Origin of the sequence: Paenibacillus sp. FSL R5-0928, from assembly GCF_037970385.1 — a bacterium.
In the GTDB taxonomy this organism is placed as follows: domain Bacteria; phylum Bacillota; class Bacilli; order Paenibacillales; family Paenibacillaceae; genus Paenibacillus_AQ; species Paenibacillus_AQ odorifer.
The window spans coordinates 4,836,272-4,860,877 of sequence record NZ_CP150225.1 but is presented as its reverse complement, the minus strand read 5'-3'; the positions used below and the strand labels follow the sequence as shown (position 1 = coordinate 4,860,877).

Genomic DNA, 24,606 nt, shown 5'->3' with positions numbered 1-24,606 from the left:
GGATGACTATGGACAAAACTACAACTGCTGTGGGTGATAACAGCAAGCCGAAGGAACAGTTTGTGCACTCGGTGTTTGAGAGTATTGCAGGTAAATATGATTTGATGAATGATATCTTAAGCTTTCGCCGCCATAAGGCTTGGCGCAAGTTCACGATGAAGAAGATGGGCATGAAGCGCGGGGATTCAGCTGTAGACTTATGCTGCGGCACTTGCGATTGGAGCATTGCCTTGGCAGAAGCCACACAGACAGGGAATGTGATAGGACTTGACTTTAGTGCTGGCATGCTTGAAGTGGGGCGCCGTAAGGTGGAGGAGCGCAAGCTTCAGGACCGGATCTCTCTCGTACAGGGCAATGCTATGGAGTTGCCTTTTGAAGACAACGCATTCGATTATGCAACGATTGGTTTTGGACTCCGCAACGTACCGGATCTTGTTCAAGTGCTGAACGAGATGAAACGCGTGGTAAAACCCGGAGGAATGGTGGTCTGCCTGGAGCTTTCCAAGCCGATGAAACAACCGTTTAAAGGTATCTATTTCTTTTATTTTCAGCGTGTACTTCCATTGCTGGGCAAGTTATTCGCTAAAAGGTATGAGCAATACAAATGGCTGCCAGAATCGCTGGCGCTGTTCCCTGACCGGGAGCAATTAGCTGCTATTTTCCGTGAAACCGGACTGCAAAAAGTGGAATCCTTCCCCTTGACCGGAGGCATCGCGGCATTACATATTGGGCTCAAGGAGAACGGGAATGTTTAAGAAAATCGGTATCTTTTTACAAATGATCAAGTTTGAACATACGGTATTTGCTTTACCTTTTGCTTTTATGGGCGCTTTACTTGGTTCCGTTGTCATGTCTGGCACGCTACCTTCCTGGAGCCAGATTGGTTGGATCGTAGTGGCTATGTTTGGGGCACGGAGCGCTGCTATGGGGCTGAATCGACTGATTGACCGGATAAGTGATGCTAAGAATCCTCGCACAGCGGGAAGGGCTATTCCTGCAGGATTATTGAAGATCGGTGAAGTCGTCATTTTTATCGGCATTTCGTTTTTCTTACTCTTTTGGGCAGCCTTTAAGCTGAATCCTTTGTCGGCCAAGCTCTTGCCAATCGCAGTTTTCCTTCTTGTTATTTATTCATTTACGAAGCGCTTTACATGGGCTTGCCATCTTATCCTCGGTCTGACCATTGCGCTTGCACCTTTAGGCGGTTGGGTAGCTGTGACCGGTAGCGTGAATTGGACTTCAATGGTATTTTACTTCACTATTGTGTTTTGGACTGCAGGTTTTGATGTAATTTATTCTTGTCAGGATGTTGAGTTTGATCTAAAAGAGGGCTTGAAGTCCATTCCGGTTCGGTTCGGGGTTCAAGGTGCACTCATTATTGCCCGCGTATTTCACATTCTCACGGCGATTGGATTCGTATCGTTGCTGTTTATGACGGATTTAAGCTGGTGGTATGTAGCAGGCATGATCATCGCATATATTATTCTCTTTTATGAGCATTACATTGTATCTCCGAGTGACCTGAGCCGTCTGCAGACTGCTTTTTTCACTATGAACGGCGTATTGAGCATCGTAGTGTTCTCTTTCACTTTGATTGACTTGGTGGTGCAGTTCTACTAATGACGCTTACTAAACCGAAAAACATCGTGGTTGGAATTACAGGAGCAAGCGGTGCGATATATGGTGTTCGTCTAACTGAAACCTTGCTGTCACTAGGCTACTCCGTGCATTTGGTGGTTAGCAATGCGGGCTGGCGCGTATTTAAAGAAGAACTTGGCTATATCGCATCAGACCGGGAGGGCTTTTTGAACGAAAGGTTCAAAGGCTATCCCGGTTCTCTGCTTTATCATCCTGTTGCGGATATCGGCGCATCCATTGCAAGTGGTTCGTTTCGTGTGGAAGGGATGATTATTATGCCTTGCTCTATGGGAACATTGTCCGCGGTAGCGAATGGGACCTCTGATAATCTGATGACACGTGCTGCTGACGTTATGCTCAAGGAAGGACGCCCACTGGTGCTTGTTCCTCGTGAGACTCCACTGCATGCCATTCATCTAGAGAATATGTTGAAGCTGTCCCGTCTGGGAGTTCGGATGATTCCCGCAATGCCGGCTTTTTATTTCGGGCCGCAAAGTATGGATGATCTGATTAATTTCATGGTGGGCAAAGTGCTTGACAGCTTTAATATTGAACACAATTTATTTCGAAGATGGGGGGATTGAAAGGATGGACAATAACAGCCACACCATCATCGGCAAAATCAGCTATACCAACTCATGGCCGGTATTTCACAATTTTCATCCCTCTGCATTAAAATATCCTGCAGAGATGGTGAGTGAGGTACCTGCCATTCTTAATCAGGGGATGAGCCGTGGAACTATTCATGTAGGTGCTTTATCCTCTTTTGCTTATGCTGAGGCCAGTGACAAATTATTACTACTACCTGATTTATCGGTTAGCGCGGACGGTCCTGTGAGATCAATATTCCTTTTTTCCAGGGTGCCATTTGCTCAGATTGGTAGCGGTAAGATTGCTGTTACGAATACTTCTGCAACCTCGGTAAATTTGCTGAAAATTTTAATGGAAAAAGCTTTTGGCAATAAACCGGAATATATTAGCGCTAATCCTGATTTGGATGCCATGATGCATGAAGCGGATGCCTGCTTATTAATTGGTGATAATGCTATTAAAGCCTCATGGCAGGATCAAGGTTATATCGTTACTGATCTAGCTGAGGTTTGGAAGGAATGGACGGGCTTAGGGATGACCTTTGCGGTCTGGGCAGTGAACCGAAAGGCTGCTGAGGACAAACCGGAGGCTATTTCTGAGATTGCAGAGGCTTTTGCCGAGAGTAAAATGCGGGGATTGAGAGATTTAGATCCTATTGTACAAGCAGCTTGTTCTAACATTGGAGGAACAAAGTCTTATTGGGAAGGGTACTTCCGCAATTTATGTTATGATTTTGGAGAAAGGCAGCAGCAAGGTTTGAACCTCTATTTCCGCTATGCCTATGAGATGGGCCTGCTGCCGCAGGAAGTGAAGATGGAGATTTGGAGCCATAAACTGTTGACACGGGTGAAAGAATGAAACGACTGCAAATATTCGGATTACTGAACAGAGATATGGATCAGATTGAAAAAGAGCTGTACCGCAGTGTACAGGGGGATGACGATCTGCTTACAGAAACCTCCCTGCATTTATTAAAGGCAGGCGGCAAAAGATTACGTCCCGTATTTGTCCTGATGGGCGGGAAATTCGGTAAGTATGATCTGGAAAAGCTGAAACGGGTAGCGATACCGTTAGAGTTGATCCATAGCGCTTCACTAGTCCATGATGATGTGATCGACGATGCAGAATTGCGCCGTGGTGAACTCACCGTGAAAGCAAAATGGGGCGATAAAATTGCCATGTACACTGGTGACTACATATATGCAAAAGCGCTGGTTATGACTACGGAGCTGAAGAATCCACGAATTCATCAAATTCTGTCTAAGGCGATGATCGAAATGTCGATCGGAGAGATGGAGCAGATTCGTGACTTTTTCAACAGTGAGCAAAGTGTACGTCATTATCTACGGCGTATCCGCCGCAAAACAGCCCTGCTGATTGCAGTTAGCTGCCAACTCGGCGCACTTGCTGCTGAGGCAGATCCAGAAGTAGCTCGCCTGCTTTATAATTATGGATATAACGTGGGTATGGCGTTCCAGATTCGTGATGATTTACTGGATCTCTCAGGCACAGAGAAACAGATCGGTAAACCTCCGGGCAGTGATATGCGTCAAGGAAACATTACACTTCCAGTGATTTATAGTCTTGAGGATGAGCGGCTGCGCGAGTCATTGCTTGAGGAACTGAAGTCTATACGTGAGGGCCATAGCACGGTAGGACGTGCGATTGATCTTATACTTTCCGGAGACGGAATCGCCCGCTCTGAGGAGCTCGCTTCACGTTATATTGACAAGGCGCTGGCGGCGCTGGAACAATTGCCTAATAATAAGACTAAGCGCAATCTGCGTGATATTGCTTATTTTATAACAGGAAGAAGTTATTGATCTTCTGGTGAGATTGAAATTAAACGTTTCCAGAAAGCAATGTTTCTGTTAAGATAGCGTCAAAACAACCCTTCAAATGGGAAAATGGAGAGTGCTTCTATGGAAAAGACGTATCTGATGGTCAAGCCTGATGGAGTTCAACGTGGATTAATAGGGCGTATTGTTACCCGCTTTGAGGATAAGGGGTTTAAATTGGTCGCTGCTAAGCTGATTACAGTTAGTGAGGATCAAGCGAAAAGACATTATGCTGAGCATGCAGGCAAAGACTTTTTTTCGGAGCTGGTCTCTTTCATCACTTCAGGTCCAGTGTTTGCAATGGTATGGGAAGGCGATGATGTTGTAACGTTATCCCGGACACTCATAGGCAAGACAAAAGTTGGAGAAGCTCTGCCAGGCACGATTCGTGGCGACTTTGCCAGCCATACACCACTTAATCTAATTCATGGATCAGACTCGCCTGAAAGTGCAGAACGGGAAATTGCTAATTTCTTTGCTCCAGATGAACTGAATCAGTATAACAAAGACATCGCAGTCTGGATGTAAGGTCCAGGTGGGAGGCAGGGGATTAACATGTCTGATCGTAATGTTGCAGCATTAACAACAGATCCGGATTATAGCGGATTTATTCACAACGTTAAACAAAGCACCGGAATTGATCTGGCTCAATATAAAGAAGCGCAGATGAAGCGGCGTTTGACGACTCTTCGGATGAAGAATGGGTATCATACCTTCAGTGATTTTTTTGCAGCGATGATGAAAAATAAGGACTTATTTTATGAATTTTTAGATCGAATGACGATCAATGTCTCTGAGTTCTGGCGGAATCCGAATCGCTGGGAAGTTTTGCGGGATATTATCCTTCCTGACCTCCAGCAGTCAGGCCGCAAATTAAAGCTATGGAGCGCGGCGTGTTCCACTGGCGAAGAGCCTTACACGCTGGCTATGATTTTGTCGGACAAGAATATATTGGCGCAGACAGGCATTCTTGCCACTGACATTGATGATGGCGCTTTGTCTAAAGCAAAGCAAGGTCTTTATTTGGAACGTTCTTTAAAGGATGTGCCGAAAGACGTGGCAGCACGTTACTTTACACCGGAAGGCCCTGTTTTCAAGGTCAGCGATTCACTTAAGAAAAACATAGATTTCCGCAAACAGAATCTGCTCTTGGACAAGTTCGACGAAGGTTTTGATCTTATTATTTGTCGCAATGTAATGATCTATTTTACTGAAGAGGCGAAGAACAAGCTCTATCATAAGTTTTCGGCTAGCTTACGTCCGGGTGGTTATTTGTTTGTGGGCAGCACAGAGCAAATCTTTACACCGGCTCAATACGGTTTTGAATCGACGGAAACTTTTTTCTATCGTAAAAAATAAATATTTTTTGCTCCTTCGCCATTAACTTCAAAGGTATACTTTCGCAAAAGTTCAGTGATACTGGATAGTAGAATCTGTACGCTAAGTGAAAGGAAAGTTAAACCGATGGACAAAAGCAAGGTCATTGCCGCGTACAAACGAGGCTTTATCACCGTTCGTGAGTGCGGGCAAATTCTCGGTGTGGAAGAAATGCAATTGGAGCGCCTTCTGCAGCTGGAAGAGCGTAAGTCTACATTCCCTCCACCAAGTCAGCGGCTCGGCAGCTAACAAGCTGAGGACCCAGCCGAGGAGCGCCATTCATACTCTTAAGGGTATGGATGGCGCTTTTTATTTCGATATACATAGAGTGTTTCTAGGGAGAGCCCTTTCTTGTCAAAGCGGATTCCCTATACTATAATGAGCAAAGATCATAGGATTTTAGCGGTTTACAGTTTAAAAGTATAAAAGGGGGAAGACATCATGAGTTTACGCTATTTAACAGCGGGGGAAACGCACGGCCCCCAGCTAACGGCTATTATTGAGGGATTGCCAAGTAATTTAACTTTGGATTTTGAAGAGCTTAACTTTCAATTGCATCGTCGACAAAAGGGATACGGACGTGGACGCCGCATGCAGATTGAGAAAGATACGGCACAAATAGTCGGTGGAGTACGTCACGGCTATACTACAGGTGCTCCGGTAGCCTTGGTAGTAGAGAACAAGGATTGGACTCACTGGAAGAACATAATGAATATTGAACCTATTCCAGGCAGTGATGAAGAAAAACGCCGGGTAAATCGGCCGCGTCCTGGACATGCAGATTTGAATGGTGGATTGAAGTACAATCATACGGATCTTCGCAATGTTCTGGAGCGCTCCAGTGCCCGCGAAACAGCAGCCAGAGTTGCATGTGGCGCTGTAGCCAGACAGCTGCTGGCAGCTTTTGGTGTGAAAGTAGCAGGTCAAGTCATTCGTATTGGTGAAATCGAGGCACCTGCTAATGATCTGCCTATCGATGAGCTGATTGAACGCACAGAACAGTCCTCTGTCAGAGTTGTCGACAAAGAAACGGAACAGAAAATGGAGGCTTACATAGATCAGATCAAGGAAGAGGGCGACTCCATCGGTGGAATCGTTGAATGTCTCGTCGAAGGACTGCCCATCGGACTTGGCAGCTATGTACAGTCAGACCGGAAGCTGGACGGGGCGATCGCTGGGGCAGTGATGTCGATTAATGCCTTCAAAGGCGTTGAAATCGGCATTGGGTTTGAAGCAGGTAAATTGCGTGGATCGCAAGTCCATGATGAAATTATGTATGAAGCTTCTAAAGGATACTATCGCGCAAGCAATCGTTTAGGCGGTTTTGAAGGCGGGATGACGAATGGTATGCCGATAGTGGTTCGTGGTGTTATGAAGCCTATTCCTACCTTGTATAAGCCACTTCAAAGTGTAGATATCGATACGAAAGAACCTTTTACAGCTCAAGTAGAACGTTCGGATGCATGTGCAGTTCCAGCGGCATGTGTGGTTCTGGAAAGCGTAGTGGCATGGGAAGTTGCCAAAGCTTTTCTTGATAAATTCGGCGGGGATTCTCTCGAAGAAATTAAAGCGAACTATGAAAACTATCTTGCACAATTGGAGAGTTATTAATCATGCGTACGATCAATGTAGATTTAGGAGATCGTTCTTATCCAATTCACATCGGTAGTGGTCTGCTGCAGAACATTGGCCAGTACTGTGCTGAGGCTGGACTGTCCACTCGCAGCCCACTACTGGTTGTGAGTGATAGTGAAGTAGCTCCACTGTATTTACCGTCGCTTGAAGAAGCTCTACGTCAGCAAGGCTATACCGTAGTCAGCCATATTATGCCGGCAGGGGAAGCATCCAAATCATTAACCGTGTATGAAGAGGTTATGACGACCGCGATTCAAGCGGGACTGGATCGCAACTCAGCTGTGTTGGCTTTAGGTGGCGGGGTTGTTGGTGATTTAGCTGGTTTTGTAGCAGCTACCTACATGCGCGGAATAGGATTTCTACAAATTCCAACGACGATTCTAGCCCATGACAGCAGCGTAGGCGGCAAAGTGGCTGTCAATCATCCACTAGCCAAAAATATGGTTGGTGCGTTCTATCAACCTTCGCTGGTGCTTTACGATTTGGATACCCTTCGCACGCTTCCGCCACGCCAAGTCTCTTCTGGCCTGGCTGAAGTAGTGAAGCATGGTCTGATTATGGACAAAGAATTCGCATATTGGTGCCGTGAACATGCTGATGAGCTGCTTGCTCTGAATGCTGAAGCACTCGGCTATGCCCTTGAGCGCGGTTGTGCAATCAAGGCTCATGTCGTAGCGAACGATGAACGTGAGCATGGACTTCGGGCGATTTTGAATTTAGGACATACGATCGGACATGCTATTGAAGCGGTTGGCGGATATGGCGTATTTTTGCACGGTGAAGCGATTGCGATTGGTATGGCGGGTTCGGCGCTGCTGGCTGTAAAGCTTGGACATGATCGATCCATTTATGAGGATACAGTATCTATGTTATCTGCACTTTCATTGCCTATACAGCTTCCTTCTGAATATGATGAAGCTGAGCTAATGGAAGCAATGATGCATGATAAGAAATTCAAAGAAGGCAGAATGACTTTTATTGTGCCTGATGCCATAGGAGCCGTAAGCATTGTAAACGATATACAGGAATCGCTTGTGCGAGAGGTTCTCGCAGAGCTTAAAAAGGAGGGGAAACCGTGGTAAATCGAGGGATTCGCGGAGCAACTACCGTGATTAATAACGAAGAAACAGAGATTTTGCGTGAAACCGTTGTGCTGCTGCGGGAGATCGTAGAACGTAATGATGTTATAGCTGAGGATATTAGCAATGTATGGATTACGATGACCAATGATCTGGATGCTACTTTTCCGGCAAGAGCCATTCGTGAGATTGAGGGCTGGGAAATGGTGCCACTTATGTGTTCAACGGAGATCCCTGTTAAAGGCAGCCTGCCGATGTGTATCCGGTTAATGGTGCAGTTTAATACGGATAAATCACAGCGTGAGATCCGCCATGTGTATCTGAATGAAGCTCAGAAGCTTCGTCCAGATTTGTCGCAGAGTAAGTCTTAAATTTGAGTTGTGGGTTGTCAATGACCCTTGTCATCATGTATAGTGTAATTAGCCGAGTATAGAAGAGTTTAGTTGAGTTGAGATGAGTATAGTTGAGCAGAGTGCAAGAAATTTTTGCGAATATAAGAAAGTATAAGCTTTGTTCTATACATTCTTATATTTCACGCATATACGCTTACCGTCCTTATAAGGACGCTGAAGACGTTTATGCCTGATTAGCAGTTTTTGTGTACGCAGAGTCTTTATTTTGATATGTACTGGAGTGTTATTTCACATCCGTGATGTATCTTATTTAGAGATAAGTCTGTAGGCACAACATAACGATGCTGATCATTGCTCAAAAACATATACTTACTTACACAAACCCTCTACTTTGGTAGAGGGTTTTTCTGTGTTTCGGAAAGATTTATATAACTAAGGGGGCATCTAAAAATGACGAATCCGAGTGTTCAAGAGGTGGTAAAGCTGTCGCAGGATTATAATCTGATTCCTGTTGTGAAGCGGCTGCTGGCTGATATGGAAACACCTATCCGGTTATTCCAACGTTTTGCTGAACGTGACCGCGCGTTCTTACTAGAAAGTGTAGAGGGCGGCAAACAATGGGCCCGGTATTCGTTCATCGGCAGCGATCCCTTTTTAATGATATCGGGAAAAAAGGGTGCAATTAACGTAGAGATCGACGGTAAGAAAAAACAGCTGCATGGAAAGCCGATTGAGGAGCTTAAGGCGCTGCTTCGTTCATACCGTAGCCCTAAGCTGGATGAGATGCCGCCATTTACTGGAGGAGCTATCGGATTTTTTGGATATGATCTGCTGCAATATTATGAGAAGCTGCCTGAGCATCCAGTAGATGATCTCCAAATGGATGATATCCGGTTTATGTTCTGTGATCGCATCATTGTTTTTGATCATGTGAAACAACAAATTCTCCTAGTTGGCAACCTGCATGTTAAAGACGGTGATACGGACTCAGATATCAAATCTAATTACGAAAGCTTAAGTCGTAAGCTTGAGGATATGGCCGAAGAGCTGCAAAAGGAAGGGCCAAAGGAAAATGTGAACCGCCGCAGCATTCCGCAGGATATTGAGCTGGGTGAGATTCATTCCAACCTGACTAAAGAACAATATATCAACAACGTAGAACAAGCGAAGGAATACATTCGGGCTGGCGATATTTTTCAAGTGGTGTTGTCGCAGCGCCTGCATATTGAAACGGAGGTTTCTCCACTTCATGTATACCGGATGCTCAGGACGCTTAACCCATCTCCATATATGTATTATTTGAAAATGGATGAAGAGATTATTGTTGGAACCTCACCGGAAGCGCTCGTAAAGGTAGATGGAAACCGTGTGGAGACACGGCCGATTGCCGGAACAAGACCAAGAGGTGAAAGTGAAGCTTCGGATCGTGCTTACGCCGCGGAGCTGCTGGAGGATGAAAAAGAACGTGCAGAGCATTTGATGCTAGTTGATCTAGGTCGTAATGATTTAGGAAGAGTGTCCAAATTCGGTTCTGTAAAATGTGATTCCTTTATGGAAATTGAAAGATACTCTCATGTCATGCATATGGTATCGAATGTGTCAGGCACGCTTAGCGAGGATAAAGATTTCTTTGATGCCTTTCTCTCCTGTCTGCCAGCCGGTACTGTCTCAGGAGCACCTAAGCTACGGGCAATGGAGATTATTGCTGAATTGGAGCGAGAAGCCCGTGGTGCTTATGCGGGGGCGATTGGATATTTGGGATTCTCGGGAAATATGGATTCATGTATCACCATCCGTACAATCATCTTCCGTAAGGGCAGAGCATATGTGCAGGCTGGGGCGGGTATCGTTTGGGACTCGGTTCCGGAGAAAGAGTATGAAGAGACGGTGAATAAAGCGAAGGGCATGCTAAAAGCTATTCGTATGGCAGAGGCTATGTTCCCACCCGAGATAAAAGAGAAACAAGTCATCAATCAAGATTACATGTACACATATACCCCTGAACAGGTGGTTTGATTAATATAAAAGATTACATTAAGGCTGGGAGGATGAACATTATGGATGCAACAAAATTGATACAATCAGGAATCGCTGGACTAATCGAAGGCAAAAGTCTGACACGTGGAGAAGCACGGGATATAATGGGTGCAATCATGCTGGGAGAGGCTTCTCAGGCGCAAATCGGATCACTGCTGACCGCTTTACGGATTAAGGGAGAGACCGTGGAGGAAATTACGGGGTTTGCGGAAGCCATGAGAGGTTTCGGCACACCTGTCCTTACTGAAAAAGCGCGTCTGCTAGATACATGTGGTACGGGCGGTTCCGGCATCCATAAGTTTAATATTTCTACCGCCTCAGCGATTATTTCATCAGCGGCTTCTGTACGAGTTGCCAAACATGGCAACCGCTCAGCTTCCGGTAGAGCAGGAAGTGCAGATGTACTTGAAGCTTTGGGCGTCAACATTCATCTGAATGCGGATCAGGCTCGGGAATGCTTGGATCGAATCGGCATTTGTTTTTTATTCGCGCAAATCTATCATCCTTCGATGCGGCATGCGGCGGCACCGCGTAAAGAGCTTGGAGTGCGGACGATTTTTAATATGCTTGGTCCGCTTACGAATCCCGCGGGTGCTGACCGTCAGCTGCTGGGGATTTATGATCGGAATAAGACAGAGACGGTGGCTAATGTACTGAAGGAGCTGGGGTCCAAGCGTGCGATGGTTGTCAGCAGCTTGGATGGTCTGGATGAAATCAGCATCTCGGCCCCTACATTAGTGTCTGAGCTAAAAGAGGGCATCGTAACCACGTATGAGGTAACGCCAGAGGCATTAGGTCTTAACAGACATCCACTGGAAGCTGTGCTGGGTGGAGATGCAGCTGAAAATGCGGCGATTATTACCTCGGTACTTCAAGGGCAGATGAATCCTTATCGTGATATCGTTCTTGCTAACGCCGGAGCCTGTATATATGTTGCTGGTCTGGCAGATACCATGGCCGGAGGCGTAGAGAGAGCAAAAGATGTAGTGGATTCAGGCAAGGCACTATCCAAGCTTAATCAGCTTGTAGCTATGACGGAGGAACTTAATTATGTATCTTGATAAAATTGTCGCGACTAAGATTAAAGAGGTTGAACTGCTCAGTAAAAACTTTTCGTTGGCACAAGCAGAGCGTGATATTGCGCTTCTTCCGGCAACAAGAGGCTTTCGTAAGGCTCTGACCCAAGGGAAGAACAGAGATATGGGCTTGATCGCTGAGGTGAAGAAGGCTTCTCCTTCCAAAGGGTTGATCCGTGAAGATTTTGATCCTGTTTCCATTGCAAAAGGATATGAAGCTGGAGGCGCTGATTGTTTATCTGTTCTGACGGACACAGAATATTTCCAGGGCAGCGCAGCTTATCTGCAGCAAGTGAAGGAAGCTGTAAATCTGCCGCTGCTTCGCAAAGATTTTATTATCGATGAGAAGCAAATCTACGAAGCACGTCTTCTCGGAGCGGATGCCGTGTTGTTGATCGTCGCTATTTTGACACCGGCACAACTGTCTCATTTTATAGATATAGCTTCAGGGCTTGGATTGGATATCTTGATTGAGGTGCATGACCGAAATGAACTGGCGGTTGTACTGAGCACAGAAAAGATAACCCAACCTAACGTCCTGCTAGGAATTAATAACCGTAATCTACGTACCTTCGAGACCTCTTTGGAGACAACAGCCGAGCTGGCAGCTCTTGTGCCGCAAGGTGTTCCAGTGATCAGCGAAAGTGGAATTTCCGGGTCAAAAGACATCGGCTACCTAAGAACTACTGGTGCTCACGGAGTGCTCGTTGGGGAGTATCTAATGCGTCAAGCTAACGTAGAGGATGCGGTTAACGGTTTGCTCGGTGAGCTTCCTAACGGAAAGGACCGTGTCCGGCATGGCTGAGACATTAGTAAAAATCTGTGGACTTCAGGACGTTGAAGTGCTAAAATCTATGTTACACTTACCACTAGATTATATCGGATTTGTTTTTGCACCTAGCCGCCGGAAGGTATCCATAGAGCGTGCTGCCGAACTGATTGCAGAACTTCCAAATTGGAAGACTGGTGAAATTCCTAAGGCTGCAGGAGTTTTTGTTAATCCGGAGCTGGATGAGTTGAACGAATTGTTGTCTGTGGTGCATTTAGATGTAATTCAGCTCCATGGACAGGAGAGCCCGGCTTTTTGCCAGCAGGTTCGCCAAGCTTATCCACAGGTTCAGGTATGGAAGGCACTGTCCGTTGCTGATCAAGAGCGGGATAAAGCTGAAAATGAATATACCTTGGAAGATTACGAAGCTGCAGTAGATGCGGTTTTATTAGATACTTATGATCCATTGCAGAGCGGCGGCTCTGGCCGAACCTTCGCATGGAACAAATTACCTGAGTACCAAGAAATTGCAGTACGACATGGCTTGCCCTTGTTTGTGGCTGGAGGGCTTCATTCAGATAATGTTGGTGAATTGCTTGATACCTATGTCCCGTATGGGGTAGACGTATCGAGTGGAGTAGAGACTGACGGCATTAAGGATATTCAAAAAATGACAGCTTTTGTGGAAAGGGTGAAGCAATCATGATACAAGTACCGGACCAGCATGGACGTTTCGGTTCATTCGGAGGCCGCTTCGTGCCCGAGACTTTGATGAATGCATTGATTGAGTTGGAGGAGGCCTACCGTAAGTTTTCGGCAGATCCAGCTTTTCAGGAAGAAATAGATTATCTATTAAAGCAGTATTCCGGACGGGAGACCCCGCTGTATTATGCGGAACGTCTGAGCAAACATCTGGGAGAAGCTAAAATATATTTGAAGCGTGAAGATTTGAATCATACAGGTGCCCATAAGATTAACAACGCGATTGGTCAAGGGATTTTGGCCAAAATGATGGGAAAAACGAAGGTAATCGCTGAGACTGGCGCGGGTCAACATGGTGTAGCCACAGCTACAGTTGCAGCTCTGCTAGGTATGGAATGTAAGGTGTTTATGGGGGAAGAGGATACGCGCCGCCAGGCCCTTAATGTATTCCGGATGAAGCTGCTTGGTGCAGAAGTGATTCCCGTTACTTCCGGATCGCGCACTTTAAAAGATGCCGGCAACGAAGCGCTTCGCTACTGGGTTAGCAATGTAGACGATACCTTCTATATATTGGGTTCAGCTGTAGGACCGCATCCTTATCCGATGATGGTTCGTAACTTTCAGCGGGTTATTGGGGATGAAACACGGCGCCAGATTCTGGAGGCTGAAGGAAGGCTGCCGGATCTGCTCGTAGCTGCTGTAGGCGGTGGCAGTAATGCCATCGGTATGTTCTATCCATTCGTTGAGGATGAAAGTGTCGGTATGATTGGTGTAGAGGCGGCTGGTAAAGGCATTGATACCCCTTTTCATGCGGCAACAATGAGTAAAGGAACTCATGGCGTATTCCAGGGTTCGATGAGTTATCTCCTGCAGGATGAGCATGGACAAGTAACAGAAGCACATTCCATCTCCGCAGGCCTGGATTATCCTGGTGTGGGTCCTGAACACTCCTATCTAAAAGATATCGAACGCGCAAAATATGTACCGATTACAGATGCAGAGGCGCTAGATGCACTGAAGCTGCTTTGCGTAACGGAAGGTATTATTCCAGCGTTAGAATCAGCACATGCGATAGCTCATGTAGTGAAATTGGGTCCAACCCTTACCAAGGATGATATTGTTGTCATCTGCCTGTCAGGCCGGGGAGACAAAGATGTAGAATCCATTATGGCGTATACAGAAGGGAAGGGAACTGAATGACAACCCAAACTACAAACCGGATGGATTTGGTATTCCGGAAGCTTAAAGCTGAGAACCGGACCGCATTGATTCCTTTTCTGACTGTTGGAGATCCAGATTTGGAGACTACTCTTGCCATCATTACTGAACTGGAGACAGCAGGTGCAGATATTCTGGAGCTGGGAGTACCTTACTCTGATCCGCTTGCAGACGGCCCTGTAATTCAGCGAGCATCTGCCCGGGCACTGCGGGGTGAAGTTCACCTGCGCACTTGCATGGAGACCGCGTTAAAGGCTCGTGAAGCCGGCAGCAGTTTGCCATTTATCTTGTTTTCTTATTACAATCCTATCCTGCAAATGGGTCTTGATACGTTTTTTGCTGATCTGAACAAGCATGAAATTAGCGGACTTATTATCCCGGATCTTCCCGTTGAGGAATCAGCGGAGATGCGGCGCCGTAGTGATGAAGTTGGAGTCAACCTCATTCCTTTAGTTGCACCAACCTCAAGCGAACGTATTGCAAAGATTGTATCCGGTGCGAGCGGGTTTATCTATTGTGTATCTTCATTAGGGGTGACTGGAGAAAGATCCTCTTTCCATGCGGATGTAGAAGCCTTTATTGCTTCCGTTCGTCAAGCTACGGATCTGCCAGTGGCTGTAGGATTTGGGATCTCTACTGGCGAACAGGTTGCCCGTTTTGCTCAGATTTGCGATGGTGTTGTAGTAGGGAGTGCCATTGTCCGCAAAATAGAAGAAGTAATTCCGCTGCTCGATCATCCTGCTACGCGGAATGAGGGGCTGTTGCAAATTCGAGAATTTGTGGCACAATTAAAAAGACCATAACAGTGTCATTCTGACCTGTGTATAGTGGAGTAATCAACTATGGAGAGCGAGGACTATTGTATGAATCCAAAACCGAATATAGTTAATCTCCCTGTCTACAAACCAGGGAAACCTATAGACGAAGTCAAGAAGGAGCTTGGCCTAAGTGAGGTTATTAAGCTTGCATCCAATGAGAACCCGTATGGAGCTTCACCGAGTGCAAAAGAAGCAATTCTAGCAGAACTTGAGAATCTTTATCTTTATCCTGACGGCTCGGCCGTTGAATTGACTTCAGCACTTTCCAGCCGTCTTGGCGTGAATAACGACAATATTATTTTTGGCTGTGGCTCAGATGAGATTATTGCACTTATTGCTCGTGCCTTTTTCTTACCGGGTGATGAGACAATCATGGCGGACCAAACCTTCTCCGTGTATAAGAGTAACGCAGACATCGAAAGTGCGGTATCTATTGAGGTGCCACTTGTAAAAGGGACACATGATCTGGATGGAATGCTGGCCCGTATAACAGACCGTACTAAGGTTATCTGGATCTGTAATCCGAATAACCCAACAGGTACGATTGTACCAGAGGAAGCTTTGGTTTCTTTCCTGGATGCTGTGCCTTCCAATGTAATGGTTGTCCTTGATGAGGCATACTGTGAGTATGTAACAGATCTTTCATACTCCAATGGCATCCAGTTACTGACTCGTTACAAGAATTTGGTTGTGCTTCGCACATTCTCCAAAATTTATGGCTTAGCTGCATTGCGTATTGGATACGGTGTTGCGAGTCCTGAGATCATTTCGTTGATCAACAAGGTACGCGAGCCATTTAATACCTCTCGTCTTGCTCAAGCTGCAGCTCTTGCTGCTTTGAATGATCAAGATTACGTACAGGAATGCCGTCGTCTTAATAGCGCGGGTATTGTTCAATTGCAAGGTGAATTCAAACGCCTGGGCCTACAATCCTTCCCGGCACACGGTAACTTCATTATGGTAGATGTTCGTAAGCCTGCTACAGAGGTCTTTGATGCTTTGATGCGTAAAGGAATCATCGTAAGAGCGGGTCATCAGGTTTATCCGACTTATATTCGGGTTACTGTGGGCTCGGCTGAGCAGAATACAGCTTTTATCACCGCGCTGGAACAAACTCTTATAGAGAGTGGAGTACGCGCCTAGTAATAACAGCAAGTCAAGACTAAAGAAGGCAGGTAGTTCAAAGAACATGACGACAAAAATAGCAATATTCGGTGTCGGTCTGATCGGAGGCTCACTGGCCCTTTGCTTTAAAGGCAAGGAGGGCCTGACCGTCGTTGGCCATGCCCACCGTCCTGAATCCGCGAGTAAGTATATTAGCAGAGGTGTGGTCGATAGTGCCACATTGTCTGTGGAGGAAGCGGCAATCGATGCCGATTTCATTTTTTTATGTGTGCCTGTGGGTATGCTAGAGGATTATTTGCAGCAGTTAAGCAAATTGCCGCTCAAGCCCGGCTGCATCATTACAGATGTTGGAAGTACGAAAGCTAGTATTGCCGCATGCGCGGTCTCTTTGGATATTCCTGGAGTACATTTTATCGGCGGTCACCCTATGGCAGGATCAGAGCGTTCAGGTGTTGAGGCAGCTTCATCGCTGTTGTTTGAGAATGCCTATTACGTATTAACACCTCCACCGGGAGTGCCAGACGAGGCTTATCATGCGTTGGAGTCCTTACTCCACCTTACTAGAGCGCAGATTGTACGCCTTAATCCAGAACGTCATGATGAGATTGTAGGCGCCATTAGTCATTTGCCACATATTATTGCGGTTGCGCTGGTAAATCAGATTAAAGCTTATGATGATACTGACTCCTTGTATAGTACGTTAGCTGCAGGGGGCTTTCGGGATATTACACGGATTGCGTCCAGTGATCCAATTATTTGGCGTGATATCTTGTTAAACAATCGTTCAGTGATGCTTCGTTTGTTGAAGGATTGGAACGAGGAAGTTTCTTCTTTTGTTCGTTTGCTGGAAAGTGAAGATGGTGTAGGGATTGAAGAGGCATTTCATGAAGCCAATGGCTTCCGTAGTCAATTGCCTGAACGGCGTAAAGGTATGATAGCACCTTTATTTGACCTACATATTGATGTACCGGATCATCCGGGGATTATCGGTCGTATTGCTACAGAGCTGGGGGATCAAGGAATTAACCTTAGCAACGTACAAATTATCGAAAGCCGTGAAGATGTTCCGGGGATTATGCGTCTCTCTTTCCGTCAGGAGAACGATATGGAGCGGGCGAAGATCCTGTTGCAGCATCATGATTATACGGTATACGTGTAGTATTAAGGTTCGCTCGGGTTCATTTTCAAATCGTAATAAACAGCAAAACAGCGATTCTCATGTGAATAGAGAATCGCTATTTTTTTTGTTTGTTGGTTTGTTGGTTGCTTACTTCAACATGCCGCCGTCAGTATCGTCATCGGTATCGCCATCGCCATCGGTATCACTATAAGTACCAGTATAAGTACCAGTATAAGTACCAGTATAAGTACCACCTAGTACTTACGGACCCTAATGACGTTATTGGCTCGTTTTTTGCCTTTAAAGCAGTCTTTCGGACTCCACTGACACTATTTCATATGAAGAGGCTTATATTGGGTGTTTTTCGTGCCAATAGCTGCTATGCGGTCCGTTAGCATCCCAAATGTGGATTAATGCTGCATTTAAGGTCAACTGTGTCCGATAGCGTCTTCGCACAAGCTAAATGTTTATTGGATCAACGAAGAAAAGAAAGGAGTGCCGCAAAATGCTTCCGGATTTATACCCGCAGACTCTAATTTAGGTTTGGTTTGTTGCAACTGTTCCCAAACTCGCTTTCTTCATTTCGATCAGTATTTCTTCCAAGAAATTCTCTGGTACTTGAGTTTGTTTCCTCGTAACTAGCTTGGCTACCTACAAAACGATTTCTTGCTGCTCCTAGACCGACAATAAAGAGTAAGACCGAAGCGCCAAGCAGTATGAAAAGTGGCAGGTTCCAACTATTTGTCGTGTCATGCAAATATCCTATAAGGGCAGGACCAATTGCGGCAAGCAGATATCCGATCGATTGCGCCATACCAGATAGTTCCGCTGCTTGATGCGCACTTTTAGTACGTAAACCGAAAAACATCATGGACAAGCTAAAGGCGCAGCCTCCACCAATTCCGAGTATGATAATCCACAACAGAATGATATTGGAGCTTCCGTAAAGCAGTCCGAGCGTTCCCGTCAAAAGCAAAATGGTTGTGATGAACACTAACGAACGTTGATTTGACATTCGCCCTGCAATAACGGGGACAATAAAGGTAAATGGAAGCAGCGCTAACTGCATTATTGAGAGGTACCATCCTGATTGGCTTGAGTCAATGCCTTGCTGTTTTAAAATTTCAGGCAACCATGCGATTAGCACATAGAAAATCATGGACTGCATCCCCATAAACAAGGTTACTTGCCAGGCAAGAGGGGAACGCCAAACATTCACATCATTGCCGGCCATCTGTTGACTCGTCGAGGCTGTTTCCTTCGTATGCTTTCTTAATTGAGGCAACCAGCAGAGGATCGATATAAAGCTTAGGATCGCCCAAATTCCCAATGCACCCTGCCATTTTAAACCTGCGTTTGCAGCTAGCGGTACACTGATTCCCGATGCGATCGCTCCAGATAAACTCATTGAAATTGCAAATACACCAGTCATGGCACCGATTTTATTAGGGAAATCACGTTTGATTAAACTTGGCATTAATACATTACAAATGGCAATTGCAAATCCAAGAATTGCAGTTCCAATATACAGATTTGCAGCCCCAGATAAAGAACGTATTACAATACCAACAGTCAAAAAGATCAGAGCGAACAAAATTAAAAGTTCAACTCCATACCTACGTCCTAGTTTTGGTACTAGAGGCGATAATAAGGCAAAGGTAAGTAAAGGTACCGTTGTGATCAAGCCTGCTAAAGTATTGGAAATATGAACGTCATCCCTTATGAGACCCACTAAAGGACCGACCGAGGTTAAGGGAGCACGTAAATTTGCGGCAATAATAATAATGCCGAGTAGTAGCAGCCCTAAAGATGATGGTACGAATTTTTTATTCGGCATTCTTCATTTTCCCTCCCAGAATTAATGCGTACTAATATCCGCGCGGACAATGAAAGTATAGTATAATATATTAAATTTAACAATAAGTATTTTAAAGTTTACTTTATTGAGATTGTCCTATATCTTGAAATGCTTAAATTAGTTAAAAAAATACAACTCAGAGTTTCCATATAGAATGGAATACTGAGTTGCATTTTATAGGTGAAATTTTCGACTTTTAGAAACCATATTTTAAGGAGATATGAAGCACTGTTTCGCTATTTGTATGATTGGTATAAGAGTGAGGGCGGTCTGCACGAAAACTGATCGTATCATATTGATTCAATGTGTACATTTCTCCATCGACTCGAATTTCAATGGAACCAGTCATTACTGTCGCAATTTCAGTTGTATTCACATGATGACCTTCAGGGTGATACGAACTATTTGGCTGTAAGTAAGCCCGACACATTTCAATATCGTTGCTTAAGTTTTTAAAGACGGGTTCAATGATCCAATTCTTTTGATCATTAGAAAACCGGAGACCTTCACCTGCTCGATACAGACTAACAGGGTCTTCAGATTTGAACAAAGCTAATAGGGGCAAAGATATGCCTTTTGAAATTTTCCATATTATCGCCAAAGTTGGATTTGTCTCGCCACGTTCGATATTCCCCAGAGTAAGTTTGCTTACGCCTGTTAATTCCGCTAAGTCATCTAAGCTCATGTTTTTTTCTTTTCTGTACTTTTTCAAGGCACCGCCGATTTGTAGTACCAGTTGTTTTGATTCATCGATTTCATCCATTTCAAATTCACCTCAATAAATAACTTTATAGCTAGTATATTGTTTATTTTGACTCTTTTCCATACGATTAGGATTAGAGGGTGGATAACACACGCAGCTAAACAAAATCTGACGTCTATGTAACGAACCTGCCCGTAGGTTTATCACCGTCCCCGGTTTAATCCTTTATTTTTGAAAAAGGAAGGATACCAATGGGGTGAGCGCAGAGGAGGCTATATTTGTAGGTGATCATCCAATGAATGACGTACAAGCGAGCCGTAACGCAGGGCTGCAAGGCATTTGGAAACGTAATGAGCATATACCTCTTCAAGTGGACGCAGACTGGGTAATAGATGATTGTGGGGATTTGTGGAAGCTAATTCGCTCGCTATAGTAAAATAATCTGATATTGACCATCTAAAAAAGGTAGAGCGCTTTCAGGACAAAAAAAGACCGCTTACAAAGTAAGCGGCTACAGTTCACAATAAATTGGAACCGTTAAGTATTGGATAGGAGTGGAGAGAAACCATACTGTACTTTTATTATATGTATACGTTTACATTTTGTCAACAGTTTTTAAAAATTGATAAATGTGTTATTTTTAAAGCCGGATTCTAAGTCAGAAATCCAATGTCGGGTCTTGTTGGCGAGAGGACCTATCTTAAGTCTATTAATGTCATCCTATGAGAATATGTGGTACAATAGAGCAGGTATGTTTCTAGATTCGTTTCTATATTTATGTAAAATTAGAAGTATGCCTTATTTCTTTTTGTCTTCTTCATATACATCATGCCTTAATTATCGGGTAGTTGAATATACATAGGTGTATTTCATAAAAAAACTAAAAATTTGCAGTAACACCGCAACTTTTAAAGCCCAAACCGGTATAATAAGTACGGACCGGATGGGAAAAGACGTGCAAGGGCGAGGAGGGCCAATCTCACCATGACGGATTCCCAGTTGATCCAGCAAATCAAACAAGGAAACACAGAATTATATTCAGAATTAATGCGTCGTTATCAACGTAAAATACTAGCATTTGTATATCATATGCTTAGAAATTCACATATGGAGCTTATCGCAGAGGACCTTTGTTCGGAGACCTTCTACAAGGCATTTCGTAGCTTGCATTCCTTTCGAGAGGTAGATGCTTCATTCTCAACATGGCTGTACACTATCGCCCGCAACACTGTGCTAAGTGAGCTTCGCAAGAACCGTGCCGGTAATGTATCTCTGGAAGAGAGTGGATATACACCAGTAGCACCGTTTGAAGTTGCACCCGAGCAGGCTGCATTGCGCAATGAACGGATGAATTTGGTCCGTGAGGCGATAAATAATCTTCCCGAAAAACAACGCTCTGCACTTATCCTACGTGAATATGATCAAATGGACTATCAAGAAATCGCAGAAATTTTAGATCAGAGTGTAAGCTCAGTGAAATCATTATTGTTTCGTGCCAGGAGTAGTGTGAAGCTTCAACTCGAATCCTATTTCAATGAGCCTGAAGTTGAAGAGCAGGTTGAGAGGGTGTAAGGCGAATGAATTGCAGGGAAGCGCAAGAATGTATTCCGCTCTTGTGGGACGCTCCCCCCACACATCCTAGGCGGATTTTACTTGAAAGACATATTGAAACTTGTCCTTACTGCGCTGCAGAATGGGCTCTATGGCAAGAGAGCAGCCTGCTTATGCAAGATTTGAGGGAAGAGATCAGTGAAGAGCGTGCTGAAGCCATAAATGTTAAAGTCATGGAGCGGATTTATTTAGAGAGTCCATGGTTGATGCCCGGTGACGGGAAATCTGCTGGGACCTCTGCTATTGTTCGCCATCGGCTTAGCTTATGGATCGCATGCTTTCTGGCAATATTTCTGTCCAGCGTTCTTTATTTTACGATGTTCAGAACTCCAGGTGATGCAGTTGTTGCTCAGAGTGGAATTGTGGAGACAGGTGTCGCTGGATCCTCGATGGAATGGCAATCAACGTATCCAATTTTGGGCTCTGAAGGTGGGATCATTGAACCCCTTGTAGTAAGTATGGGACCCACTCATCCTCAATACTGGATGATGTTATCGATGTTAGGTGTAGGCTTTGCAGTATTTTCATTAACTAGGCTGAATCGTTATCGCCGATCATAGAGGGTTATTAGACGTATGTCTTTGCTTCCGTTGTTTATAATATTCAGAACATTGAAGGAGTCCCTTTACTTAATGTAATGAGGGGCTTTTTGCATTGTAAAACTCATAAAAAGAAGACTTTTTATTTCATCCATGTTACATTAAGAGACAAATACTTTGCTGAAAAGGGGGAGGCAACATGCTAATCGGCTTGATACGCCATGGATTGACGGACTGGAACGCGATAGGGAAAATACAGGGACAAAGTGATATTCCACTTAATGATGAAGGACGGATGCAAGCTGCAATGCTTGCTGACCGCTTATTACAGGAACCGTACAGCTGGGACTACTGCGTTACTAGTAATCTTTCCCGCGCTGCTGAGACCGGTAAGATTATTGCTGACAAGTTAGGAATTCCGCTATTAGAACCTGATCAGCGTATCCGGGAACGTGCTTATGGGCAGGTAGAAGGGCTTACTGCCGCAGAACGTGAAGAGAAGTGGGGTAAGGAATGGAGCCAGCTCTCCCTCGGTCAAGAAACCGACGAACAGCTTCAGGCTCGGGCTCTTGCTTTTATGGAAGATATTTCTGCACTGCATCCCAATCGGAATATACTCGTCATATCCCATGGAGGATTTCTTGCTCAGCTGTATACTGCTCTTTACAAGGATAAGTATTCTGAACGAATTGGCAATCTATCCTTGACGATTCTGGAGAAGAAAGAGCGGGAATGGAATCCTATTTTATATAATTGTACTCGCCATATCCTGCAAAATCAGCATTAACCCGGGCTTCGGGTTATTTTTTTTGCAATAAAGGGAATAAAATAGGCAGTATTCCCCATAATGGTAGTAAAACGGTGAGGCGATAAAACATGAATCTGGCGGATATGCTTACTTATGCAGATATTGGACAGCTGACCGCCATAGCGGGCCGCTACCGGTGTGAATGCAAACAGAATTCCAAACACGACTTGATCCAAAGTATTTTGATTATGCTTGGAAGCAGAAGTTTTATGGAGTCTCATATCCGGGAATGCGCTCCGGAGGATTTACGGTTTTTGAATACATTGCTTTTTGATGAACGCACATACTTTAGTCTTGAGGATTTGTTGGCTGTGGCAAGGCAAGCGTCCTTTGATGCACCTGAAGGGAAAACTGGAGGTTTCCGGGAGATGGTCTCTCGTTTCAAAAGTGGAGGCTGGCTTTTTAGTGGTTCCTCACAGCAGACCAGATATTTGTACCAGGTACCCAAGGATTTAAAAGAACGTTTTCGGGAGACGATGAGTGCACATATCAAAGAGAGCATCGCAACTAGCCCTGAACCTGTTATGTATCGCAGTGAAGGAGAATTAATGATCAGTGATCTGGTAATGCTGCTGAGATATATTAAGGACAATGAGCCAGAACTGAATCAGGAAGGGGCAATGTATAGGCGGTACCAGCAAGGTGTGATGAACGCGCTTCATATTCCGGAGGAGCTTCTTAGCAAAGGCGGTTGGAGATTTGGTTATGGGAGAGCTTGTGAGCATTATCCTCCAAGATTTGCGCTTTTGTATGACTATATTCGTCACCGCCGCTGGATCTCTGAGGAAGGCTTCCGGCTAAGGCTTACTGCGACCGGTGAGGCTGTGTTAAACGATGGAAAATGTGATTCGTTGATGCAGATATTCTCTTTTTGGTTAAGACTATATAAAGGGGCTGTGCCAAATCTACCTTCACTTGTGTATTGGATAAGCATCAGCGCCAGTAATTGGGTGACAGTACCTTCTTTAGTGGATGGTGTGGGGTGGCTAATTAAACCGTTTTATTATGACAGTGCTGCTTCTATTCTAGAGCAACGAATAATACGGATGATGGTGCACCTAGGGATGCTTAAATTGGGCGAGACTTCTGGTGGACTCGCTGTGATGATGACGCCATGGGGGATAGAGACAGCCGTACCTAAGTATCTTCGGTAGAGGTGCGCATGCGAAAAGGCTTATGGGGATTACATACGCAGATGTAGGAATCCGTTAATGCTGCTGATGGGTACAATAGAGGAAGTATTGAGCGTAATGGGCAAATATGTAGAACGAAGACAGGATTGATGAATATGCTTTAGTAGGTGCCGCTTCTCTTGAAACCGAAAACATAATCATCTTGATGGATATCAAAATATCAAATAACAAGAAAAAAGGATCTCTTAAACAGCGGAGGTGTATCGAATGGACAAAATGAAGGCTACGTATGAAGTGATGCTAGGACTTGCGGCAGAAATGGTGTGGGATGAAGCGCTGCGAAAGCGTCGCTCCGACATCTTGCACCGTGAGATTGACACGGCGCTGGCTACCGGAGATGAGATGGCTTTCCGAAATCTTACTGAGGAACTTAAAAGTTTGGCATAAAGAAATGCGCTTAGCGCATTTCTTTTTTTGCTTATAATCTACTCACTTTGCTTAATCGGACGAAAATAAAAAATCTAAATCTGGACGTTCCTCCTCCTCCTTCAATATAATGGGTTCTATAACTTCAGGAA

The 24,606-nt window shown here is 44.9% G+C and carries 27 protein-coding genes; 25 read left to right on the top strand and 2 right to left on the bottom strand.

Going from position 1 to position 24,606, the window contains the following annotated elements; genetic code table 11:
- Window positions 1-2: 2 nt before the first annotated feature.
- The 19 genes from MKZ16_RS21985 (at window position 3) to MKZ16_RS21895 (ending at window position 17,415) form a co-directional block, all read left to right on the top strand.
- Entirely contained in the window at window positions 3-755 is a 753-nt protein-coding gene (locus MKZ16_RS21985) for a demethylmenaquinone methyltransferase (protein WP_094901689.1), read from the top strand.
- Window positions 748-1,620 (top strand): UbiA-like polyprenyltransferase, encoded by an 873-nt coding sequence (locus MKZ16_RS21980; protein ID WP_036676227.1) that lies wholly within the window; start codon window positions 748-750, stop codon window positions 1,618-1,620. The genes MKZ16_RS21985 and MKZ16_RS21980 overlap by 8 nt, the downstream gene beginning before the upstream one ends.
- Entirely contained in the window at window positions 1,620-2,222 is a 603-nt protein-coding gene (locus MKZ16_RS21975; protein ID WP_036676229.1) for a flavin prenyltransferase UbiX, read from the top strand. Before MKZ16_RS21980 ends, MKZ16_RS21975 begins: the two co-directional genes overlap by 1 nt.
- A 4-nt stretch (window positions 2,223-2,226) precedes the next feature.
- Window positions 2,227-3,087 (top strand): menaquinone biosynthesis protein, encoded by an 861-nt coding sequence (locus tag MKZ16_RS21970; protein ID WP_076101474.1) that lies wholly within the window; start codon window positions 2,227-2,229, stop codon window positions 3,085-3,087.
- Window positions 3,084-4,052: a polyprenyl synthetase family protein gene (locus tag MKZ16_RS21965; RefSeq protein WP_036676233.1), complete on the top strand. Its 969-nt coding sequence runs from the start codon at window positions 3,084-3,086 to the stop codon at window positions 4,050-4,052. Before MKZ16_RS21970 ends, MKZ16_RS21965 begins: the two co-directional genes overlap by 4 nt.
- Before the next feature lie 99 nt (window positions 4,053-4,151).
- On the top strand, window positions 4,152-4,595 hold the full coding sequence (gene ndk / locus MKZ16_RS21960) for a nucleoside-diphosphate kinase (protein WP_036676234.1): 444 nt from the start codon (window positions 4,152-4,154) through the stop codon (window positions 4,593-4,595).
- Window positions 4,596-4,622: 27 nt separating this feature from the next.
- Complete coding sequence (locus tag MKZ16_RS21955) at window positions 4,623-5,426, top strand: protein-glutamate O-methyltransferase CheR (RefSeq protein ID WP_036676236.1); 804 nt, start codon at window positions 4,623-4,625, stop codon at window positions 5,424-5,426.
- Between the two features lie 105 nt (window positions 5,427-5,531).
- On the top strand, window positions 5,532-5,693 hold the full coding sequence (locus tag MKZ16_RS21950) for a hypothetical protein (protein WP_169744788.1): 162 nt from the start codon (window positions 5,532-5,534) through the stop codon (window positions 5,691-5,693).
- 192 nt (window positions 5,694-5,885) lie between these two features.
- Entirely contained in the window at window positions 5,886-7,055 is a 1,170-nt protein-coding gene (aroC, locus tag MKZ16_RS21945; RefSeq protein ID WP_076101471.1) for a chorismate synthase, read from the top strand.
- Between the two features lie 2 nt (window positions 7,056-7,057).
- Complete coding sequence (gene aroB / locus MKZ16_RS21940) at window positions 7,058-8,161, top strand: 3-dehydroquinate synthase (protein WP_076101470.1); 1,104 nt, start codon at window positions 7,058-7,060, stop codon at window positions 8,159-8,161.
- Entirely contained in the window at window positions 8,155-8,529 is a 375-nt protein-coding gene (gene aroH / locus MKZ16_RS21935; RefSeq protein ID WP_036676241.1) for a chorismate mutase, read from the top strand. The genes aroB and aroH overlap by 7 nt, the downstream gene beginning before the upstream one ends.
- 432 nt (window positions 8,530-8,961) lie before the next feature.
- Window positions 8,962-10,527: an anthranilate synthase component I gene (gene trpE / locus MKZ16_RS21930; RefSeq protein ID WP_036676243.1), complete on the top strand. Its 1,566-nt coding sequence runs from the start codon at window positions 8,962-8,964 to the stop codon at window positions 10,525-10,527.
- 41 nt (window positions 10,528-10,568) lie between these two features.
- Entirely contained in the window at window positions 10,569-11,609 is a 1,041-nt protein-coding gene (gene trpD, locus MKZ16_RS21925; protein ID WP_178420403.1) for an anthranilate phosphoribosyltransferase, read from the top strand.
- The gene (trpC, locus tag MKZ16_RS21920) at window positions 11,599-12,429 is read left to right on the top strand and encodes an indole-3-glycerol phosphate synthase TrpC (RefSeq protein ID WP_036676246.1); all 831 of its coding nucleotides are present in this window, start codon (window positions 11,599-11,601) and stop codon (window positions 12,427-12,429) included. The genes trpD and trpC overlap by 11 nt, the downstream gene beginning before the upstream one ends.
- Window positions 12,422-13,099: a phosphoribosylanthranilate isomerase gene (locus MKZ16_RS21915; protein WP_076101468.1), complete on the top strand. Its 678-nt coding sequence runs from the start codon at window positions 12,422-12,424 to the stop codon at window positions 13,097-13,099. The genes trpC and MKZ16_RS21915 overlap by 8 nt, the downstream gene beginning before the upstream one ends.
- The gene (gene trpB, locus MKZ16_RS21910; RefSeq protein ID WP_076101466.1) at window positions 13,096-14,295 is read left to right on the top strand and encodes a tryptophan synthase subunit beta; all 1,200 of its coding nucleotides are present in this window, start codon (window positions 13,096-13,098) and stop codon (window positions 14,293-14,295) included. Before MKZ16_RS21915 ends, trpB begins: the two co-directional genes overlap by 4 nt.
- Window positions 14,292-15,116, top strand: a complete 825-nt coding sequence (gene trpA, locus MKZ16_RS21905; RefSeq protein ID WP_076101465.1) for a tryptophan synthase subunit alpha — start codon at window positions 14,292-14,294, stop codon at window positions 15,114-15,116. The genes trpB and trpA overlap by 4 nt, the downstream gene beginning before the upstream one ends.
- A 60-nt stretch (window positions 15,117-15,176) precedes the next feature.
- Window positions 15,177-16,274: a histidinol-phosphate transaminase gene (gene hisC / locus MKZ16_RS21900; protein ID WP_036676398.1), complete on the top strand. Its 1,098-nt coding sequence runs from the start codon at window positions 15,177-15,179 to the stop codon at window positions 16,272-16,274.
- A gap of 46 nt (window positions 16,275-16,320) precedes the next feature.
- The gene (locus MKZ16_RS21895) at window positions 16,321-17,415 is read left to right on the top strand and encodes a prephenate dehydrogenase (RefSeq protein ID WP_036676253.1); all 1,095 of its coding nucleotides are present in this window, start codon (window positions 16,321-16,323) and stop codon (window positions 17,413-17,415) included.
- A 493-nt stretch (window positions 17,416-17,908) separates the two neighbouring features.
- Here MKZ16_RS21895 and MKZ16_RS21890 read toward each other — a convergent pair whose 3' ends face one another.
- Together MKZ16_RS21890 and MKZ16_RS21885 are read right to left on the bottom strand one after the other, a co-directional pair.
- Window positions 17,909-19,213, bottom strand: coding sequence for an MFS transporter (locus MKZ16_RS21890; protein WP_080742539.1), 1,305 nt, complete (start codon window positions 19,211-19,213; stop codon window positions 17,909-17,911).
- Between the two features lie 217 nt (window positions 19,214-19,430).
- Window positions 19,431-19,997: an XRE family transcriptional regulator gene (locus tag MKZ16_RS21885; RefSeq protein WP_076104443.1), complete on the bottom strand. Its 567-nt coding sequence runs from the start codon at window positions 19,995-19,997 to the stop codon at window positions 19,431-19,433.
- 196 nt (window positions 19,998-20,193) lie between these two features.
- On the opposite strand from MKZ16_RS21885, the gene MKZ16_RS21880 reads away from it, so the two are divergent.
- The 6 genes from MKZ16_RS21880 to MKZ16_RS21855 all read left to right on the top strand — a co-directional run bounded on the left by MKZ16_RS21880 (window position 20,194) and on the right by MKZ16_RS21855 (window position 24,475).
- Complete coding sequence (locus MKZ16_RS21880; RefSeq protein ID WP_141240288.1) at window positions 20,194-20,370, top strand: hypothetical protein; 177 nt, start codon at window positions 20,194-20,196, stop codon at window positions 20,368-20,370.
- 551 nt (window positions 20,371-20,921) lie between these two features.
- Window positions 20,922-21,509, top strand: coding sequence for a sigma-70 family RNA polymerase sigma factor (locus MKZ16_RS21875; RefSeq protein ID WP_036676255.1), 588 nt, complete (start codon window positions 20,922-20,924; stop codon window positions 21,507-21,509).
- Window positions 21,510-21,661: 152 nt separating this feature from the next.
- Entirely contained in the window at window positions 21,662-22,108 is a 447-nt protein-coding gene (locus MKZ16_RS21870; RefSeq protein ID WP_051490909.1) for a hypothetical protein, read from the top strand.
- A gap of 178 nt (window positions 22,109-22,286) precedes the next feature.
- Complete coding sequence (locus tag MKZ16_RS21865) at window positions 22,287-22,874, top strand: histidine phosphatase family protein (RefSeq protein ID WP_036676257.1); 588 nt, start codon at window positions 22,287-22,289, stop codon at window positions 22,872-22,874.
- Between the two features lie 89 nt (window positions 22,875-22,963).
- Complete coding sequence (locus tag MKZ16_RS21860; protein ID WP_036676259.1) at window positions 22,964-24,049, top strand: hypothetical protein; 1,086 nt, start codon at window positions 22,964-22,966, stop codon at window positions 24,047-24,049.
- A gap of 246 nt (window positions 24,050-24,295) precedes the next feature.
- Window positions 24,296-24,475 (top strand): IDEAL domain-containing protein, encoded by a 180-nt coding sequence (locus tag MKZ16_RS21855; protein ID WP_036676261.1) that lies wholly within the window; start codon window positions 24,296-24,298, stop codon window positions 24,473-24,475.
- Window positions 24,476-24,606: the final 131 nt, after the last annotated feature.